The 17,624-nt window shown below is 55.2% G+C and carries 23 protein-coding genes and 1 tRNA gene; 20 read left to right on the top strand and 4 right to left on the bottom strand.

Going from position 1 to position 17,624, the window contains the following annotated elements; all coding sequences use genetic code 11:
- Positions 1-542: 542 nt before the first annotated feature.
- The gene (locus tag ABF859_RS06115) at positions 543-743 is read left to right on the top strand and encodes a helix-turn-helix domain-containing protein (RefSeq protein WP_415526883.1); all 201 of its coding nucleotides are present in this window, start codon (positions 543-545) and stop codon (positions 741-743) included.
- 7 nt (positions 744-750) lie between these two features.
- Here ABF859_RS06115 and ABF859_RS06110 read toward each other — a convergent pair whose 3' ends face one another.
- The 3 genes from ABF859_RS06110 to ABF859_RS06100 all read right to left on the bottom strand — a co-directional run bounded on the left by ABF859_RS06110 (position 751) and on the right by ABF859_RS06100 (position 2,057).
- The gene (locus ABF859_RS06110) at positions 751-981 is read right to left on the bottom strand and encodes a hypothetical protein (protein ID WP_415526882.1); all 231 of its coding nucleotides are present in this window, start codon (positions 979-981) and stop codon (positions 751-753) included.
- Positions 982-1,027: 46 nt separating this feature from the next.
- Positions 1,028-1,234, bottom strand: a complete 207-nt coding sequence (locus ABF859_RS06105; RefSeq protein ID WP_415526881.1) for a hypothetical protein — start codon at positions 1,232-1,234, stop codon at positions 1,028-1,030.
- Between the two features lie 565 nt (positions 1,235-1,799).
- The gene (locus ABF859_RS06100) at positions 1,800-2,057 is read right to left on the bottom strand and encodes a helix-turn-helix domain-containing protein (protein WP_211510582.1); all 258 of its coding nucleotides are present in this window, start codon (positions 2,055-2,057) and stop codon (positions 1,800-1,802) included.
- Positions 2,058-2,167: 110 nt separating this feature from the next.
- Between ABF859_RS06100 and ABF859_RS06095 the strand changes: the two genes are divergently transcribed.
- From ABF859_RS06095 to ABF859_RS06015, 17 genes are all read left to right on the top strand, one after another.
- Complete coding sequence (locus tag ABF859_RS06095) at positions 2,168-2,353, top strand: hypothetical protein (protein ID WP_415526880.1); 186 nt, start codon at positions 2,168-2,170, stop codon at positions 2,351-2,353.
- A complete protein-coding gene (locus ABF859_RS06090; protein WP_415526879.1) occupies positions 2,350-2,817 on the top strand; it encodes a hypothetical protein in 468 nt (155 codons plus the stop codon). The genes ABF859_RS06095 and ABF859_RS06090 overlap by 4 nt, the downstream gene beginning before the upstream one ends.
- A complete protein-coding gene (locus ABF859_RS06085; RefSeq protein WP_415526878.1) occupies positions 2,814-3,191 on the top strand; it encodes a hypothetical protein in 378 nt (125 codons plus the stop codon). The genes ABF859_RS06090 and ABF859_RS06085 overlap by 4 nt, the downstream gene beginning before the upstream one ends.
- Positions 3,192-3,547: 356 nt before the next feature.
- Complete coding sequence (locus ABF859_RS06080; RefSeq protein WP_415526877.1) at positions 3,548-4,117, top strand: hypothetical protein; 570 nt, start codon at positions 3,548-3,550, stop codon at positions 4,115-4,117.
- Positions 4,118-4,200: 83 nt separating this feature from the next.
- Complete coding sequence (locus ABF859_RS06075; protein WP_415526876.1) at positions 4,201-4,410, top strand: helix-turn-helix domain-containing protein; 210 nt, start codon at positions 4,201-4,203, stop codon at positions 4,408-4,410.
- Between the two features lie 352 nt (positions 4,411-4,762).
- Positions 4,763-5,191: a hypothetical protein gene (locus tag ABF859_RS06070; protein ID WP_415526875.1), complete on the top strand. Its 429-nt coding sequence runs from the start codon at positions 4,763-4,765 to the stop codon at positions 5,189-5,191.
- Positions 5,191-5,421 (top strand): hypothetical protein, encoded by a 231-nt coding sequence (locus ABF859_RS06065; RefSeq protein ID WP_415526874.1) that lies wholly within the window; start codon positions 5,191-5,193, stop codon positions 5,419-5,421. The genes ABF859_RS06070 and ABF859_RS06065 overlap by 1 nt, the downstream gene beginning before the upstream one ends.
- Positions 5,418-6,224, top strand: a complete 807-nt coding sequence (locus ABF859_RS06060; RefSeq protein WP_415526873.1) for a bifunctional DNA primase/polymerase — start codon at positions 5,418-5,420, stop codon at positions 6,222-6,224. The genes ABF859_RS06065 and ABF859_RS06060 overlap by 4 nt, the downstream gene beginning before the upstream one ends.
- On the top strand, positions 6,221-7,462 hold the full coding sequence (locus ABF859_RS06055) for an AAA family ATPase (RefSeq protein WP_415526872.1): 1,242 nt from the start codon (positions 6,221-6,223) through the stop codon (positions 7,460-7,462). The genes ABF859_RS06060 and ABF859_RS06055 overlap by 4 nt, the downstream gene beginning before the upstream one ends.
- An 867-nt stretch (positions 7,463-8,329) precedes the next feature.
- Positions 8,330-8,887 carry a recombinase family protein gene (locus tag ABF859_RS06050; RefSeq protein ID WP_415526871.1) on the top strand — a complete coding sequence of 186 codons (558 nt, stop codon included), beginning with the start codon at positions 8,330-8,332 and terminating at the stop codon, positions 8,885-8,887.
- Between the two features lie 251 nt (positions 8,888-9,138).
- A complete protein-coding gene (locus ABF859_RS06045) occupies positions 9,139-9,402 on the top strand; it encodes a hypothetical protein (RefSeq protein WP_415526870.1) in 264 nt (87 codons plus the stop codon).
- Positions 9,399-10,829, top strand: a complete 1,431-nt coding sequence (locus tag ABF859_RS06040; RefSeq protein WP_415526869.1) for a hypothetical protein — start codon at positions 9,399-9,401, stop codon at positions 10,827-10,829. The genes ABF859_RS06045 and ABF859_RS06040 overlap by 4 nt, the downstream gene beginning before the upstream one ends.
- Entirely contained in the window at positions 10,826-11,143 is a 318-nt protein-coding gene (locus ABF859_RS06035) for a hypothetical protein (RefSeq protein ID WP_415526868.1), read from the top strand. The genes ABF859_RS06040 and ABF859_RS06035 overlap by 4 nt, the downstream gene beginning before the upstream one ends.
- A gap of 10 nt (positions 11,144-11,153) precedes the next feature.
- On the top strand, positions 11,154-11,864 hold the full coding sequence (locus ABF859_RS06030; protein WP_415526867.1) for a hypothetical protein: 711 nt from the start codon (positions 11,154-11,156) through the stop codon (positions 11,862-11,864).
- A gap of 141 nt (positions 11,865-12,005) precedes the next feature.
- Complete coding sequence (locus ABF859_RS06025; protein ID WP_415526866.1) at positions 12,006-12,551, top strand: hypothetical protein; 546 nt, start codon at positions 12,006-12,008, stop codon at positions 12,549-12,551.
- A gap of 4 nt (positions 12,552-12,555) precedes the next feature.
- Positions 12,556-13,146: a hypothetical protein gene (locus ABF859_RS06020; RefSeq protein WP_415526865.1), complete on the top strand. Its 591-nt coding sequence runs from the start codon at positions 12,556-12,558 to the stop codon at positions 13,144-13,146.
- Positions 13,147-13,148: 2 nt separating this feature from the next.
- A complete protein-coding gene (locus ABF859_RS06015; protein WP_415526864.1) occupies positions 13,149-13,625 on the top strand; it encodes a hypothetical protein in 477 nt (158 codons plus the stop codon).
- A gap of 163 nt (positions 13,626-13,788) precedes the next feature.
- Here ABF859_RS06015 and ABF859_RS06010 read toward each other — a convergent pair.
- Positions 13,789-13,864: transfer RNA gene (locus ABF859_RS06010), tRNA-Lys, on the bottom strand.
- A gap of 196 nt (positions 13,865-14,060) precedes the next feature.
- Between ABF859_RS06010 and arfB the strand changes: the two genes are divergently transcribed.
- Together arfB and ABF859_RS06000 are read left to right on the top strand one after the other, a co-directional pair.
- Positions 14,061-14,483, top strand: a complete 423-nt coding sequence (arfB, locus tag ABF859_RS06005) for an alternative ribosome rescue aminoacyl-tRNA hydrolase ArfB (protein ID WP_415526863.1) — start codon at positions 14,061-14,063, stop codon at positions 14,481-14,483.
- A 325-nt stretch (positions 14,484-14,808) separates the two neighbouring features.
- Entirely contained in the window at positions 14,809-17,457 is a 2,649-nt protein-coding gene (locus ABF859_RS06000) for a TonB-dependent receptor plug domain-containing protein (protein ID WP_415526862.1), read from the top strand.
- Positions 17,458-17,624: the final 167 nt, after the last annotated feature.

The following is a 17,624-nucleotide window of genomic DNA, read 5'->3' as shown; positions in this document are numbered from 1 at the left end:
ATCCTTCTCGATCGGACTCTACTTTTAAATGGTTACATTTCCGGGGGGCACGTCATGCTACTATTATTCCATGATTCTTTGGGAACAAAACGAAAGACTTACCAATTCTGCGCTTCGTGAACGATTTTCGATTGCAGGGAATGCCTCTGTGAAAGCGTCAGCAATTCTGAAATCTTCTTTGAAAGAAGGTTGGATCAAAATTGCTGACCCTGATCATCCTAACAGTGGTTATGTGCCCTTCTGGGCCTAAGCAAGTTTTACCTAAGTTTTTGGTTTTAGGCGGGCCAAGATAATCCCCATTGAAAATTCCTATTTTTTTCAATGGGTTATCTCCTAAAAATAGCGAATAACTTTTTGCATGTTTTTGGTTTTAGGTTTTTTGCGTGGCTCCCTACATGTGTAGGGACCTCTGGAGAAAGATCCAAAATTCAAGAGACTCTCTTCTGAAAAAACATCTCAAGATCCTTGCTTTTCGAAATCTTGATCCATCAGACTAATTCCATAGCCACCGCTCTCCGCGGGGCATTTATGGAGAACAAACCATGCACACCCTGAATGACTTCCCTGAATACGCCAGCATCCCTCTCATCACCCAACGGTTCAACATCAGCCGCTCAGGGCTCTACCGGATGCTCAGCCAAGGAGACATTCAGGCCGTGAAGGTGGGACGCTCTACGCGGATCGTGACACGTTCTGTTGAAGCTTACTTTGCTCGGTTACCACGGCTGGGTGTAGCAGCCTGAACATGAATCAGATGCCCATCGCATGCTTCATCTCTGCCTCAGTGGTAAAGCAGATCTCGATATCATCTTCATCGAACACCGTCTCCACAACGGCATAAGGCGGCCCACTGTACCAAGATGGGTCGCGGCCTACCTCAATCTTGATAGCGACCACAGTACGTTGGCCAATGTCCGTGCAGCGCCATTCCTTGGAGCAGATCCAGAAGGACTCTCCAATCTTGAAATCCGTGTGTTTCATGATGTTTTTCTTAATCACCCACAGGAGGGATATAAGACGGCAGACACTATTTCTCGATTTTAGCGTCCGGAATCATGCCCTCAACAAAAGATGCCAACTCCAAGGGCACTTCATAGTAGCTCACCCAATTATCATCGCTATCAACTCTATATTTAACATACCCTGTCTTGCCTTCATGTATCTGCCCTTCAACCCAAGCATCGATAACAAATTCTAGATCCTTGGCACGCTTTGGGGAAATTGACACTTTCATGTAATCTACCTCTAGTTGCAATTTACGGGTAAGGCGCTTCAAATCTGACGATAATGCTTTCCGGTTGAATAAGAACCGGAGAAGTAGAACCGACCGGAGCCATTCGTAAATGGTACCCTTTGATCAAATTTATCAAAATCTCAAAATTTGAACCAACTTCAATTTCATGCATGATGAGCTTTCGCTTTTTAGACGGCAAAGTTAGCCCAGAACTACTACCAATAGTAGGGTAACCCATTTTGAAACAGCATGTCTCTTTATACCAATAGGGAACAAATCTTGTTCCCTCCTTATTAAATCGTTCGATTATGATCATATTTTAGCTAGGAGAAAAAATCAAAAATTGCAGCAACAATACTGCTTAAAAACGATATCCCGATAAAAAACCATCCTAGACGAGTCCAACAAGCATACTTTTTCCGGTGATCTATTTCATATTGAGACTGCCCACTCCACGATGCTTTTTCCTCGGGAATAGGAGTGTTCCCACGATCAGAGCTCACAGATGCAAAAATGCCAGCCAATCCACTAAGAATAGTCATGGCTAATGTGAAACCTTTAGCACTCACTTCCTCAACCTAACCCCAGCCCCACTACCATTCTCAGGCACAAACTCTACACCAGCGGCTTCCAGGGCAGTTCGGATGGCAGCAATTGTGGTGGAACGGGGGGAGCTTTCTCCTCCTTCAATACGAGCAATGGTCCGTTTTGGAAGCCCGCTTTCAGACGCCAATTTATCTTGTGTCCAGCCAATCAATGCGCGTCCTGCTCTCACCTGAGCCGGGCAAATAGCATCATTGATGACATTTTCTCTTGCATTCATAAAAGGAGAGTGTCACCTATGATGACATCTCGCAAGAGATAAAGCGGTCGAACAGAAGGGGTAGGAGCCTTCCTGTCCGACCTAACCACATACCGAAGGATAGTTCGGCAATGGCTAAGCACGCCTATACCATGCCCGCTGCTCGCGTGGCAGGAGCGCTCAATCTGCGCCTGGTTTCTGAAATAGTCTCTGGCCTCGGCATCTCCCTCATGCTGGCCCTCGTTTTCTTCGGAATGATGAAGCCTGATCCCGTCATGGCTCACCACGCCGGCCTTCAGGTGGAGACCGTGCGATGAGCGAAAAACTCAAGCTGTCCCGCGAAGAGCGAGAGCTTATTTGTGAGGCCCGTTCTCCGGACCATTCCTCTGCGGAAGCGATCCAGAGAGCTACGCAAGGAGCGCGTCTTCAAATAACGGATGCCAAGCTGATTTCCACATGCAAGCGCTTCACGGAAGCTTACCGGATCTGGGCTGAAATCATCGATCTGCCATGGGATGATGAAGAGACCGAGGCCGCAGGGAAGCCTCTGTACGACGCCTGGATGATGATGCTGCCCGAGATTGTCGCCACCCAGGCCGTGACACGCGAAGGGCTGAGCGCCAAGCTTGATGCTGTGGGACTGTATTGCGCCGGTATCTTCAGCCCCAAAGACCTGAAGGACAAGCAGTATCCGGACCGATGCCTTCTTTCTTCACTGTGTCGAGACACGGCCACCATCCTCAGAGCCGAGCATGACGGCGGCCGGAGCGCGGCACTATGAAAGCTCACCCTCTTCTCAACGAGGGCAAGGTCATGTTCGTGAAAATCACGGATATGAATATGTCCCCCGAGTTCCGGACCGGCGACTATGCGACGATCCGAAAAGACAACCCTCAGTTCATCGGGGACAACTCATACCTTCTTGAGATCATGCCAGGATCATGGGGTGTCTACCGCGTCCAGAAACGCCCTGCCGGGTTCATGATCTGGCAGGGGACCACAGAGACGGCACAAACTGTCTCCGTCGCTGATTTCCAAGCCATAAACCGTGGGATTGTCATCGGACGCTACCGTGTCTTTGACCCAGACTTGCATGCTGGGGCGCCAGTTAAGCCCGCCGCGCTCGTGCCTCTGTTCTCGGAGATCCAGAAGTGAGCCGTCTTCAAAATGCTGCACACGCCACCCTGGCTGCCAACGCCAAGATCAGACGATTGTCCCATATACCATTTGATGTAGATCCGGACCTCGATCGAAAGACGGACATTGCCATCCAACAATGGGCCTATGGACGTCAGAAGATGCTTTCCTTGCCCGTGCGAAGTCGTGCCGATTTACTGGCAAAGGCTCGAGCCATTGCTGACAGCCCATATGATTATGAGAGTGAAGCCAACATACGGCAGTTTGCTCAGGACGTGATCGCTCTCACTCGACCAGGGTGCCGATAAGGCGGTCTAGCTACGATTTAGCAAGCGTGTGATCGTCATGATGCTTGAGAAAAACAGAAAAGGCCAATGGCGGTGCAGAAACTAGGAAAAGAGACCCTGATCGCCACAGTCCTGAACGGGATACGTATGTTTGAAGAGAGCAAAAATCCGCTTTTTCTGTGGGGCGCCCTAGCATTTCTTCTTCGAGAAAATTCGGAAGAAATCACGGATGGAATCCATCCCTTAACAATCTCGAAATCCATTTCTATTCCACCTGAAATAGCAGCCTACCTTTTACGTGTTTCATTGGAAATTGATGCTCTGACGAACATGCCGCCTGACTTTGCCGCCAACAACTTACTGTCAGCGCTCGAGCTCGGGAAAGGACAGGGTGAAACCGCTTTTACAAGACTACAAACAATTAGAGAGGAAGCCTGTGAGGCCAATATATCGGATAGGCACCGCGCTCTAGGGCTGACCGTAGCTCAGGACTTATGGCTTTTAGAGCAAATGAAAGTTGGCAAACCCGTTAGCGAAAGGCAGCGAAAACGTCGGCTTCAGTACGGTCGTCTCGCTTTAGCTGGCAAACCTGTTCCTCCAACCAGAAGATCGCGAAAGAAAGGTTCTGCCTCCTTGCCAGATGATGACAGCAATTAGTTCGAATCAACGTCATGGCGAAGAGAATACAGCTTCCTTATTGGTGGAATATCAGGAGACGCCCTGATGATGCAGGAGACGACATGACCCACGAAGGCAAAGAGATGCTGCCGCCTTATGCGGCCGTGAAAGAAGTAGCAGCATGGTTCGGGCTGAGCCGTTCGACACAATACCGGATGCTTGAGCGTGGAGAAATTGAGGCTGTGAAAGTCGGCCGCTCAACACGGATCGTGACAGCCTCTGTGGAACGCCATTTCGCGAACCTGCCCCGGATCGGAAAACAGTCCGCTTAAACGCACAAAACCGCCCTGAGGTCAGAGCGGTTTTGGAAACCTGTGAAACGCTGGGGAGCGATAAGCAGGGACCATAACTGGAGTTCTGATCGTCAGGCAAGCCAAGAAAGGCTGAAAACCTGATGAATACGAAGATTGAGCCCCGCGGCGAAAGCCCGCGGATGGCAATGGGAAAGTCTTGTCCGCGCATTATTGCACAAATCAACGCAATGCTTGGAAAAGACGCACTGGGACGCCCCACGGAAGTTGGGTTCGCCCTCTCCGATGATGGCCAGCTTTTTCGGCCTGGAATCTCTCAGGAAGAGTGGGGAAACCGGGAACTCCTCTCTGCCCTTCCGCAGGGAGGCGTCCGATGAGAGACCGTCATAATCCCTTCTACATCGGCCAGGTCCGCGGATGCGCCGTGCGCTTTTTCCGTGCCCCAAATGACGTAGTTGCCTTGCCTTGGCATGCCTGTGCCGATCTGACAGCAGCGGCCGCGTTGCCGGATGACCTGCGAACGGTCTTCTTGAACATGACCAGATCCGGTCAATGGCAGGACAGCGTGCGCACGGTCGCGACTGATGCCGGTGACGTATTGATTGCCCCGCATTTTGTCGCTCAGGGTGCCATGGGTGCCTTTCAGCAATATGGCCTCGTTGACGAAAGCTTTGAGGACGACTGGTGCATCACCGCTGCCGAAGCAGCCTGCAAAATGCAGGAAGGCATGAGCCCCGAAGAGAAGCTGAAGAACATCATCACGATGGGACGTCAGCACCTGGATCGGGAGGATGACCTATAATGGACGCCTCTTTCATTCCCGGCCTGCTCCACGCTGCTGATATCTGCGACCAGTTCTGCAGTGAAAACGCAATGATTTCCCATGATGAAATTCTTCGGATTTGTCGTGCAGGGGAAGAGATGACGTTGGAAAAGATGGATCATTCGGTGATCCATACTGCCAAGTCTCATGCCGCCCGCGAAATCGCAGCGTTTCTCCGCCGCCTCGCATCGAAAGGAAGCAAGGCATGAGCGCGTCCCTCAAAGTGGAAACCCCTCTTCATGAGGAGACAGCCCGCAAAGCTGCTGTGCTTGCTCGAAGCCTTCCGGTTTTCCCATGTCGTGAAGACAAGGCACCTGCATGCCGCAACGGGTTCAAAGACGCTGTACGAGGCGAGAAGGATGCTCTCGCATTATGGCGCCAGTGCCCCGGCCCGCTTATCGGCGTTCCCACCGGGGCGATATCCGGCTTTGATGTGCTGGATCTCGACCTGCAGCACACGACAGCTGACGAATGGTATGGCGATCACTGCACCCAGCTTTCCGGCCACCGGATGCAGCGCACGCGCTCGGGTGGCGTGCATCTCCTTTTCCAGCATCGCGCAGGTCTGCGGAACAGTGCCAGCAAACTCGCACGCGGCGTCGATGTCAGGGCAGATGGCGGATACATCATCTGGTGGCCCGCAACTGGTCTGGAAATTATTGAACGGGTCCGGCCCCAGCTATGGCCAGCCTGGCTAATCGAGGCCCTGACACCAGCGCCACCCCCGAAAGCCGATCTATCAAAGATCGAGAACGGCCTGAAGGACGCGGACCGATATGCGGCCGGTGCCCTGCGTGCTGCCGTGCGGGTCGTTGCTGCGACCGGGCAAGGTGGACGGAATGATCGCCTGAATGCAGAGACCTATTCCCTCGCCCGCTTCGTGCCAGAGGGATACTTGACCGTCAGTCAGATTGCGGACGCCATGGCAGCAGCCGGACTAGAAGCGGGTCTCACGCCGCAGGAAATCCAGAAGACCATTGCGTCCGCACTGAAATCGAGAGGTGTCATGTGAGCACCACCCTGGACCAAATTGTTTCCGACGCGACAGACAAAGCCGTCACTGCACAGCACCAGGCAAAGGAGCGTGAGGCACTTGGTCCGGCAGGGAGCAAGGCGCTCCTAACATTCGATACTGACGACTGGCAGGAAAGCTGCATCCCGAAACGTCCGTGGGTTGCTCCTGGCTATCTTCTGCGCGGCGCTGTTACCGTAGTAGTCGGGGCGCCTGCAGCAGGTAAATCGAGCCTGATGGTTGGATGGGCAGCAGCGCTCGGACTGGGCTTGCGCTATGGGCGTATGCAGACACCGCCTCGCAAGGTCATGACCTACAATGTCGAGGATGACCGCGACGAGCAGCGCCGTCGTTTTTCAGGTGTTCTGCGGTACATGGGCCGTACATCTGCAGACCTCCGCCAGAACGTTATCCGGATCGGCACGGATGGTATCGGAACCCTGCTAACCATCGACCCGAATACCCATGCCCTCATTCCCACAGAAGCCATGCACCAGATGCTTCAGCAGCTTGCCGACATGCGCCCGGACGTCCTCATTCTGGATCCCCTGGTTGAGCTTCATGAGGCCGAGGAAAACGACAATACGGCCGTCCGCTCTGTCATGGCCTATTTCCGCAGTCTGGCAATTCGCTATGAAATGGCAGTTGTCCTGCTCCATCACACTCGTAAAGGCTCTTCAGCAACGGCTGGCGACCCTGACGTGGCACGCGGCGCATCGTCCGTCATCGGTGCTGCCCGTATCGTGCTGACAGTCACCGTCATGACCGAAGAGGAAGCCAACAACTTCGGAATCAAGGCTGACCATCGACGGTTCTTCTCCCGCGTTGATGGCGCCAAGATCAATGCCGCTCCAATCGGGACTGCTGAATGGTTCGAACGGGAGTCACGCGAATTGGACAACGGCGACATGGTGCCGGTCATGGTGCCCTGGTCCCCGCCGCATGACATGATCTCCATGGAGCAGATGGACGCTATCAAGGCTGGCATAGCGAAAGGCAGCCCGACCGGTCCGTGGAGCCCAAAGCTTTCAAAGGATGCCCGGTCTGTGAAACGCCTTCTGAGTGAGAGCGGTGTCAGCACTGCTGAAGGGCAACGGAAGGTTCTGGACGAACTGATGTGTGCCGGGTTCGTAGCAGCAACATTCAAACGCGGAGATAACCGGGTCAAAGCACAAGGCCTACGTGCTCCTGACGGCTCGCCTGGTAACGTACATTGGCTTTCAGGCGAAGACACATGATCCATGCATCTTCCATGCAAGATCCATGCATGCATGGATGTCGGAACCCTATAGGGGAGATGACCCATGCATGCGGGTCACTCACCCTTGCGGGTTCCGTGCAAGATCCATGCGGCGGCAGTTGAATCTTAAGGGGGAGACACCGCCCTCTCACGGCACTGAATACCCCTTCGGGATTTCCCACAATGTCATACAAATTGGCCGTAATGTCCTACACAGGCCCAGCCTGACATTTCCAAAATGTCTTACACGGCCCACTTAATGTTTTACCCGTTACGGATTTCCAACATCCCATAATGTTTTACCCAGGTAGACTTTTTGTTTTACCGAAAAGGGGAGTAACGGGGGGACCAACCGTTGCCCGGAAAGCACCTTGAAACAGAGACGGCTATGCAAGAGAGAGAATTCTGCAGGCAACCTTGTTTGAAGGTCTGAATTGATCTTCAAGGCGAAGAAGAAAAGGCCCAGTTTCGGGGTCTGGAATGCCCTTGCGAAAATCGATGACCTGATGGCCCGGATACTTCCGGCAATCTTGCCCAATAAATAGGCAGAAAAACTCCCGCGCCCTGCGTTCGCGTATAGCAGCATGTTGCGCGGACGAAATTCGTACGCAGTCAGTTTAGCTCACTTTTGAGCCGTCCCGATCCGGACACCTTTACAGCCAAGGTATCGTTTCTAAGAACGCCACCCCAAAAGGTGCTTCCTGATCCTTCAAGACGTCTCCCGTTGTCCTAAAAGGCAAGCCCATGTGGGACATGAGAACGATGAGACAAAATGACTGAAAGTCCTTGTCCTATAAAATTACGTTTGACTTTTGAGACAACACCAATCTAGGGTCTAAAGGATTTTTAGGACATGAGACCCGCTATGAAGATTGGATATGCCCGCGTTTCGACGGTTGATCAGGATGCCGGACTGGAAGCCCAGATCCGGGACTTGAAGGCAGCCGGATGCGAGAAAGTCTTTGCTGAGAAGATCAGTGGCAAGGATGCAAAGCGCCCTGAACTGCTGGCTGCGCTTGAGTTTATCCGCGCCGGTGACGTACTGGTGGTAACGAAGCCCGACCGCATGGCACGCTCAACGGCTGACCTGCTGGCCTACGTTGAAGCATTGAAGACCAAGGGGTGCGGCCTGATTGTCCTGTCAATGAATGGGACAACGCTCGATACGACAAGCCCCACGTCAAAGCTGATGCTGACCATGCTGGCAGCGGTGGCAGAGTTTGAGCGTGATCTCATGTTGGAACGTCAACGGGAAGGCATCGCCAAGGCGCGTCAGGAAGGCAAATACAAGGGCCGCCCTCGAACGGTCATGTCCCAGGCTGAGACCATCCGTAAGATGAAGGTAGATGGCCATTCAGCGGCCGCCATTGCCAAGGAGCTCGGAATTGCACGCTCTGGTGTTTATCGGGCGCTTAATGAATAGGTCAGATAATCGTGTAGGTATCGAAAGTAATAAAAAATAATCATCCATCCCCCAGCATCCCTATAAGTCCCCAATAATCCCTGATTGCTTCATTTTTATTTTATACGCACTCTATGTTCCAAAAATTTCCATTGAAACACGAAGTATAACCTCGTTATCAACGGGGTATGAAGCGTATATCCCCTCACTCAAGGCCAAGTAGCCTCCAGAAACTCGACGGAAGGAGCAAGGAAGCTCGCCTGCTCAAAAGAGTGCGTTCTGATCTCATTGAACATGTCGGCGGAAAGCCTTCCGCAACACAGAAAGCCCTCATCGAACGCGCTGCCTGGATGACGCTTCATGTCACCATGATGGACCGCAAAATGATGGAAGGAGGCGCTCCGGCTGAACGGGATGCCCGCCAGTATCTGGCATGGGCCAACACCCTTACGCGCACCATGCGCCAATTGGGAATTGAAGGCACCGCAGCAAGCGCACCCTCTCTGGATGCCTATCTGAACGGACGGGTGGCATGAACATCATCGACGCGATGACGGATGACAATCTGTTCGGTTCTCATTTCCAGGGTGACACATGGGCCGCGTGGAAAGCTTTCCTTAAGGCACTCTTTGCACTTCCCATGGATGAGCAGGATCTTCCCTTTTATCAGCAGCACACAGGCCGGATGGAAGCGCCTACAGACCCATTCAAAGAAGCAACACTGATATGCGGACGCCGTGCTGGCAAAAGTCGTATTCTTGGCCTGATTGCGACCTATCTGGCGACGTTCCGGGATTACGCGCCCTATCTTGCCCCTGGTGAAATGGCGACCGTTGCTGTCATCGCCTCTGACCGCAAGCAGGCCCGCACCATCTTCCGCTACATTTCGGGTACATTGGCCTCCGTGCCAATGCTGGCCAATATGGTGCAGGACGAGACCAACGAGACAATCACGCTCTCGAACCGGGTCATCATTGAAATTGCAACAGCCAGTTTCCGCGTCACCCGCGGCTATACGTTTGCAGCAGTTCTTGCAGATGAGACAGCGTTCTGGCGTTCAGACGAAGCAAGCGCCAATCCTGATGAGGAAATCATCAAAGCCATTCGGCCGGGCCTGAGCACCATCCCGAGTGCAATGCTTCTGCTTGCCTCGTCGCCTTATGCCAAGCGTGGCGTCCTCTACAAGACTTTCCGGAAGCATTGGGCACAGAATGATGCCCGCGTCCTGGTATGGCGTGGCTCAAGCATGGAAATGAACCCTGCGCTGGATCCTGCGATCGTTCAGGAAGCGTATGACGACGATCCTGCTGGCGCCGCTGCCGAATACGGTGGCGAATTCCGTAGCGACATTGCTTCCTTCATTACCCCTGAAGTCATTCAGGCCTGCACAGTGCCCGACCGGTACGAACTGCCGTTCATTTCTGGCAATCTCTATCGGGCCTTTTGCGATCCTTCCGGCGGATCCGGTGATAGTTTTACGCTAGCCATCGCTCATGACGAGGGTGACATCACGGTCCTTGATTGCGTCCGTGAGATCAAACCACCCTTCAGCCCTGATGCTGCAACCAAGGAACTGGCTGACACCATCAGGTCCTATGGCCTGAAGACAGTCACGGGTGACCGCTATGGTGGCGAGTACCCTCGCGAACGGTTCCGGGCACACGGCATCAACTATACCCTCAGCGATAAGGACCGTTCAGGGCTTTATCTCGAAGCGCTGCCCAAGCTGAATGCAGGCAAAGTTGAACTGCTCGATCTCAAGCAGATCGAACGTCAGTTTTGTGGCCTTGAGCGTCGTACTGCTCGTAGCGGCAAAGACTCTGTCGATCATGCTCCAGGCAGTCACGACGATCTTGTGAACTCGATTGCTGGTGTGCTCGTGCAGGCCCCCGCACGGCGGATGCCCAGCTTCGCCGGATACAAATCCCAATCCCCCTACAGAAATCGGAGTTATGCCCTGTGATAGACAGGCAGATAAGCGCGGCCATCCGTGCAGAGCGTGGTCGTAATGCGCGCATCGAGACCGCGCGCCAGCGTGTAACGCCCATCATCGGGATGGACGCGGCGCTTCGCGCAACGAGTGAAACGCGCCTTTACCGGGAAGCGCTTCAGGCCATGGGCTTTGACCCTGGCGGGGTATCCCTGCGTGGCCTGGAAGCCATGATGGATATGGCAGGAAAGGTACAGACCAGCCGCCTGAGCCCACGTTCCTCACTCGCCCATGATGCCGCCGCAGACAGTCCGCTGTTTGGTGCCTCTCCCAATCGTAAAGCTTGAGGGAAACATAATGGAAAACGCACGCCAGTACCTTGCGGACAGTATCGCCGCAGAACACGCTGCCCGTGAGGAGCAGAGAGCCACCCGGGCTGCCATGGATACGGCGCGAACACGTTGCCGGGAATGCAGGGACGCTATTACCGCGGCTGAAGAGGCCCTTGCAAAAGCCCGCGAGACTGACCCTGACGAATTGATTGCAGCAGCCCGGGAAGGTCGTCCTCCCGTGCTCTCCAAGGCCAGTGAGCGGCGCTATGCACTGGCGGCGGCACGCGATGAACTGGAAGCAGCAAAGCGGACAATGACTGAATTGAGCTCTCGTGTGCCTGATGCTGAGGCGACACTAGGGTTTGCCAAAACCGCGACCATACAGGCTGCAGCACGTGTCATTCAGGATAGCCCTGAATGGGCTTCTTTGGTCGAGAAGACACGTCAGCACGAACAGGAATTGATTACCTGTTATGCCGTTCTAGGCACGCTGTCAGATGCTGGTTTTTATCATCATACTGACTGCAAGCTCGATCCTGCAAAGAACGGCGATCGTAGTATGGTGCTTCGCATGAGACAGTCGGCCGACCAAGAAATTCTTACATCCTGGACAAAGGCTTTTTCCGGTCTTTCCAGTGATGCTCAGACGTTGCTTCCAGGGGCTGATGCCTCGAAGCCCGTACCCATAGAAAACAAGGTTACGAAGCCAAAGCGCGGCCTGTTCACCGTCAAATAAGGCGATCCGCCAAGTTGGTAAGTGGCGGTCATAAACACCAACGAGCCATGGGGGCCTTCATGCTCAGCCCCGCGATGGCAAGACGGTGGAGGGCAGAGAGCTTTCCACCGCGCCCCTCCCCTTCCAGAAAAGAGACGATCAATGAAACAGGCGACACGCGATACGCTTGAGAAATTTCTGCAACCACGAATGTCTACACAAAACGCGGCCGAGATCCGAGATGCCATTGAAACCTGCACTTCTGCGAGAGAATCAGAAGGAAAGGATTCTCCTGAGGTTGCTCTCCGCACGACCGCACTACTGGGGCTTTTAGAAGATGATTTGACCCCCGATGAGTATGAGCGGGCCAAAGAGATCGTTCTGGGCGATCAATCCATTGCCCAGGATGCAGCAGTCCGCGTTGGTCTAGAAATGCGCAGTTGGCGTCGTGCCGTTGAAGAACTGCGGCCGCTGATTGGGAATGACGCCCTGAACTATAAGACCCCAGCCGGGCTCTACTGCGCAGGTCTGAGAATGATGGGCCTTGCAGTAGATGAGGCGCCTCTCGACGCGGCCCGCGCCATGTTCCGCCAAGTTCGTCGGCAGCAGAATTTTAAAGCCCTCGGGATGGATCGCGCCCCAATGCCACTTTCGGACATTGACGAGGATTCCCCCCTTCATGGCGCCAGCCCGCGCCAGAGGAGTTAAGCTCATGGCGAAATCATCTATCCGTGGTCTGGGTCGTCTTCAGAAGAAACTGGATGGTGCAGCAAAGGCTGCATCAGCAGGCCTCATGGAGGAGTTACTGCATCGCGTTTTAGCGAAGAGCAAAGAACTGCCACACCTGAATGTTGGTTTCTTTGAAGGTGCCACATATCCCACAGGAAGTGGGGGGACTGCCGGTGATCCCTACCCTGACGGAACGCCAGTGGCTGCTGTGGCCTACTGGAACGAGTTCGGCACAGATCGAATTCCTGCTCGTCCCTTCATGCGGCAGACCATTGCGAAGAACCAAGATCAGTGGGGGAAGCTTCTTGCAGGGTGTCTGCGTCAAACGCGCGGAGACTTGGACAAAGCCATGGCAATGGCTGGCGAACAGATCGTATCTCAACTTCAGGAACAGATTAGAACACTGCAAGATCCGCCTCTTGCAGCATCCACGATGGAAAATCGTCTGAGATCAACAAAGAAAAACGGGAAGCTGTCTACGGTGAATATGGCTACGGCATCCAAACCCCTGATCGATACCGGCCACATGCTGAACAGCGTCGGATATGAGGTGACAACAGGTGGGAAAGACTAAGCATGACCCTGCTTGCCTTGGATCCCGGCCTGTCCTTGGGCTGGGCCTGTTCTGATGGAAGATCTGGAACGCTGAACCTCAAAGCCTTTCCAGATCGGGGACTTGCTCTGGTGTTCTTCTCAAACTGGCTCCAAGGGGAAATCAGACGCCATGATCTGCTGGTGATCGAGACACCCGTCCTGCGCGCCGCTTCACGATATGCAGACTTCCAGCATGGACTGGTATGGACTGCTCACTCAATGGCTGCACGTCATAACGTGGCTCGGCGGGAGTATCGGGCCGATGAAGTGAGAAAGCATCTTCTGGGGCGTGCAAGGCGGAAGAAAGGCGAGACCGTCAGAGAGTTCGATGCCGAGATCCGCGCCAAGGTCGAAGCCCTTGGGTACGATCCGGACACCGAACACGCGGCTGATGCCTGTGCGCTCCTGTGCCTGGCTTCTGCAGGTATGGTGGGAATCACTACACCTGCACCTGCGTAACAAAGATGCAGATTTCCCTCAAAAATCAGGAAAACCCCATATTGCTTCCCACGACATCCCCATACGTTCCCTCAAAACCCAACACTGAACATGGGTTTTATCATGGGGCAATTTGAGATTTTTTCTCAAAGATGGCTGTTTTCTGCGGAAAAACTAGATTTATTGGTGAACCGGCTGGGACTCGAACCCAGGACCATTCGATTAAAAGTCGAATGCTCTACCAACTGAGCTACCGGTTCATCCGCACGCTGGCTACCCCACAACCCATGAGGGCGTCAACCTCACACCGCGCAAAAACAGGGCTTCAGGCCGCTTCCCTCTGTGGGATCGGATACAATCACACATGGCGCCTCGACCCAAAAGACGCTATGGGCCGCCAGACCGTTCCTTCCAGATGATCGACCGCTCTTTTTCAGCCCAGAAAGGACGAGACAGATGCCCATTCAGGTTCTTCCCGGCCTCTCGCTTGAAGAAGACGAACTGAAGGTCACTTATATCCTGGCCTCCGGTCCGGGAGGACAGAACGTCAACAAGGTGGCGACGGCCGCGCAGCTTCGGTTTGATGCCGCGCATTCCCCCGCCTTGTCGGACCGCATCCGCACACGCCTGATCGAACTTGCGGGCAACCGCGCCACCCAGAATGGCGAAATCGTCATGACGGGCCGCCGCTTCCGCACACAGCAGCGCAACCGCGAAGACGTCATTGAACGTCTGGCGGAGCTGATCCGCAAGGCAGCGCATCGCCCTACCTTCCGCGTTGCCACACGTCCCGGAAAAGCAGCGCGGCAGCGTCGTCTGGATGGAAAATCCCATCGCGCAGGCATCAAACGCAACCGTACGGTGCGGCTGGACGACTGATCCCGTCCCACCACAACAGGTTCATGCCTGATATCCGTTCCTCCCGGCCTCCCGATACGCCGAAGAAATAAAAAAGCCCCTTCGATCCCATGACAGACGCCTTCCGTCAGTCCGGCCGGAGCTATATTTCACCGATCTCCCCCAACACGGAACTTCCTTTCTCACCTCCTCACCCTGACGGCTTTTTGTTGCCATCATGCAACAGGAGGAAAATCTGTCACAGAAATCACTTTTGCTACTTTCTCGTAACGAGATTTCATTATTACTATTGCGAAACCCCCTCTGAACCCAAGAGCGGCGTCTCATGGAGGTATAGATAGCGATAATGAAATCCCGGCACCGTATTTCCCTGCTCGTGACCACGGCTGTTTCCGTCATGCCCTGCATGTCCGCGCTGGCCGCAACGCCCACCTCCCATCCCGCTGCACGGCATCACAGCGCAAGACCCGGCAGCGTCGCTCACGCTGCCGCCCACCCGGCGACCACTTCAACGGCGCGCTCTGCCGCTGTCACGCCGCGCAGAAAAAAAACCGACGTCAACTTTACGGGTGAAGCCGAGACGATCAACGTCACCACCGGTACCCATGCGACCAACCGCAAAGCGCGTGAAAGCTCGTCCCCCGTCAGTGTGATCTCTGCCGCAACCCTGCGCCATTCCGGCATGATGAACGTCGCGGATGCCCTGACCCGGACCTACGCTTCCATCAACGTGCAGGCCATGGGTGCGGATTCCGCCGCCCTGACATCCTCCATCCAGATGCGCGGCCTCGGCCCGAACGAAGTCCTGGTGCTGGTGGACGGCAAGCGCCGCCACAACACGGCGAACATCACCGCCGATGCCGGCCCGCAGTTCGGCTCCACGGGCGCCGATCTGAACACCATCCCCGCCAGTGCCATCGACCATATCGAAGTGCTCGAAGACGGCGCGGCCGCGATGTATGGTTCGGACGCCATCGCCGGCGTGGTGAACATCATCACCAAGAAGCAGGCCCATGGCATGCACACCTCCGTACAGACCGGCGCAAACGCCTATAACGGCGACGGCTGGCAGTACAAGGTCGATGCCGATGGTGGCGTGAAATGGGGCAATGACGGCTATCTGCACATCAGCGGTGAAGTCTACCACACCGACCACATGGTCGTCGGCGCACACGACCACCGCCTGCTCGGAAGCTGGCCCACCAACGCCACCACGACTGGTTATTATAACGGCGTCGTTCCCAACGCGATGAACGTGCCGACCAATTCCAACAAGATCATGAGCACGCCCGAGGAAACCCGCGAAAGCCTCGCCATCGACTTCGGCAAGACCCTCACCGAAGGCGTGAATTTCTACGGGCTGGTTACCTACATGCACCGGCATGGCGAAGCCTACGAAAACTACCGGACGCCCAATATCGCTCCCTCCATGTACCCGGCCGGCTTCTCCCCGCTCGAAACATCGGAAGAGAACGATTACGCCGCCACGCTGGGCCTCAAGGGCGATAATTTCTTCGGTTTCGACTGGGATCTGAGCACCACATACGGCGCTGATGGCAACAAGATCGGCAACAAGAACACCGCCAATACCGGCATGCTCGCCAGCACCTGCTCGACCGACCCGACCTCGTCCTACTACTCAACCGATGGCTGCGGCTGGTCCCCCAACACGACCCGCGCTGAAACCTATCGTATGGCGCAGTGGACCAACAACCTGGACTTCCGCCGCCAGTTCAACATCGCCCATACCGTCCCCATGACGCTGGCCTTCGGTGGCGAGCACCGCCTCGAGACCTATCAGATCAAGGCCGGCACCCCGCCCTCCTATGAACTGGGCGGCACACAGGGCTATGCGGGCCTCGGCCCCAACAGCGCCGGCAACTGGAGCCGTGACATCTGGGCGGCCTATGTCGATGGCGACTTCCATCCGCTCAAGCACTGGGATCTCGATTTCGCAGGCCGTTTCGAGCACTACACCGATGTCGGCAACACGGAAAACGGCAAGGTCTCAACCCGTTACGACGTGACCAAACGGATCGCGCTCCGCGGCACGATCAGCACCGGCTTCCGCGCGCCGACACTGGCCGAACAGCACTACAGCGCCATGAACGTGGACCCGACCGGCGCTTCCGGCCTGCTGCCCGTCAATTCCACCGCAGCCCGTATCCTCGGCGCCAGCGCCCTGAAGCCGGAACGCTCCGTCAGCGCCAGCGGCGGCATCGTCATCGAACCCGTGAAAAACTTCCACGTCGAAGCGGATGTCTACCAGATCAATCTGCGTGATCGCATCGTAGGCGGTGGTACCGTCAACGGTGAGCCCGCCATCGAAGCCATCGAGGCCATGGGCTACTCCCTGCCTCTCAACAGCATCACGCCGGGCAACGTCTCCGCCTATTACATGACCAACGGTGCCAGCACCCGCACGCAGGGCCTCGACATCAAGGCCGATTACCTGATCCGCTTCCACAACGCCGGCAACCTGAACCTCAGCATGGCGCTGGACCTGAACCGCACCCGCCTGCATCACAACGGCACGGACACCAACGGCAACTCCCTGCTGAACGCCCAGAACATCGCCTACATCACGACCGCCTATCCGCGCAGCAAGATCATCCTGAACGCGCTGTACACGGTCGGAAAGTGGGACTTCAACGTCCGTCAGACACGGTACGGCGAAACCACATCCATGCTCACCTATTCCGACTGGACGGACAAGACACTGTCCTGCCCACTTGACGGAAAGGCACTCGCCTATTCCAACAGCTGCTTTGCGCAGTTCAAGAATACGCCGCGCTGGCTGACCGATATCGAAGTCGGATATCGCTTCAACAGCAACTGGCATCTGGCCATTGGCGCGAACAACATCTTCAACGTCCGCCCCCGCCGCGTGCAGCCCATCAACAGTTCCCGCGGAGCCCAGATCTACGATCAGTTCTCGCTGCAGGTACCCATCACCGGCGGCTACTACTACGGTCGTATCAACGCCAACTTCTGAAACCCTTTTCCCAACCGTTTTACGAGAAAGGCGCCCCGCAAAAGGGCGCCTTTTTTTGTTGCCAGGTCTGTCCGATACGCGCTCTGCGATTCCGTATCGCCGGAATCGCAGAGCGCCTGAAAACAGTCGCATCCCCCTGCCACAGGCTCCGGTCCGGGGCTACCGGA

The sequence above is a fragment of the Gluconobacter sp. genome (assembly GCF_047722525.1).
In the GTDB taxonomy this organism is placed as follows: domain Bacteria; phylum Pseudomonadota; class Alphaproteobacteria; order Acetobacterales; family Acetobacteraceae; genus Gluconobacter.
This window is presented reverse-complemented; position numbering and strand designations above follow the sequence as displayed.

Bases quoted from the DNA above. Each gene is read 5' to 3' on its own strand.
- ABF859_RS06070 (WP_415526875.1), top strand. From the start codon at position 4,763: ATGAGAGACCGTCATAATCCCTTCTACATCGGCCAGGTCCGCGGATGC.
- ABF859_RS06110 (WP_415526882.1), bottom strand. From the start codon at position 981: ATGAAACACACGGATTTCAAGATTGGAGAGTCCTTCTGGATCTGCTCC.
- ABF859_RS06020 (WP_415526865.1), top strand. From the start codon at position 12,556: ATGGCGAAATCATCTATCCGTGGTCTGGGTCGTCTTCAGAAGAAACTG.
- ABF859_RS06050 (WP_415526871.1), top strand. From the start codon at position 8,330: ATGAAGATTGGATATGCCCGCGTTTCGACGGTTGATCAGGATGCCGGA.
- ABF859_RS06090 (WP_415526879.1), top strand. From the start codon at position 2,350: ATGAGCGAAAAACTCAAGCTGTCCCGCGAAGAGCGAGAGCTTATTTGT.
- ABF859_RS06015 (WP_415526864.1), top strand. From the start codon at position 13,149: ATGACCCTGCTTGCCTTGGATCCCGGCCTGTCCTTGGGCTGGGCCTGT.
- ABF859_RS06065 (WP_415526874.1), top strand. From the start codon at position 5,191: ATGGACGCCTCTTTCATTCCCGGCCTGCTCCACGCTGCTGATATCTGC.
- ABF859_RS06030 (WP_415526867.1), top strand. From the start codon at position 11,154: ATGGAAAACGCACGCCAGTACCTTGCGGACAGTATCGCCGCAGAACAC.
- ABF859_RS06105 (WP_415526881.1), bottom strand. From the start codon at position 1,234: ATGAAAGTGTCAATTTCCCCAAAGCGTGCCAAGGATCTAGAATTTGTT.
- ABF859_RS06085 (WP_415526878.1), top strand. From the start codon at position 2,814: ATGAAAGCTCACCCTCTTCTCAACGAGGGCAAGGTCATGTTCGTGAAA.
- ABF859_RS06080 (WP_415526877.1), top strand. From the start codon at position 3,548: ATGGCGGTGCAGAAACTAGGAAAAGAGACCCTGATCGCCACAGTCCTG.
- ABF859_RS06095 (WP_415526880.1), top strand. From the start codon at position 2,168: ATGGCTAAGCACGCCTATACCATGCCCGCTGCTCGCGTGGCAGGAGCG.
- ABF859_RS06000 (WP_415526862.1), top strand. From the start codon at position 14,809: ATGAAATCCCGGCACCGTATTTCCCTGCTCGTGACCACGGCTGTTTCC.
- ABF859_RS06060 (WP_415526873.1), top strand. From the start codon at position 5,418: ATGAGCGCGTCCCTCAAAGTGGAAACCCCTCTTCATGAGGAGACAGCC.
- ABF859_RS06025 (WP_415526866.1), top strand. From the start codon at position 12,006: ATGAAACAGGCGACACGCGATACGCTTGAGAAATTTCTGCAACCACGA.
- ABF859_RS06040 (WP_415526869.1), top strand. From the start codon at position 9,399: ATGAACATCATCGACGCGATGACGGATGACAATCTGTTCGGTTCTCAT.
- ABF859_RS06075 (WP_415526876.1), top strand. From the start codon at position 4,201: ATGACCCACGAAGGCAAAGAGATGCTGCCGCCTTATGCGGCCGTGAAA.
- ABF859_RS06115 (WP_415526883.1), top strand. From the start codon at position 543: ATGCACACCCTGAATGACTTCCCTGAATACGCCAGCATCCCTCTCATC.
- arfB (WP_415526863.1), top strand. From the start codon at position 14,061: ATGCCCATTCAGGTTCTTCCCGGCCTCTCGCTTGAAGAAGACGAACTG.
- ABF859_RS06100 (WP_211510582.1), bottom strand. From the start codon at position 2,057: ATGAATGCAAGAGAAAATGTCATCAATGATGCTATTTGCCCGGCTCAG.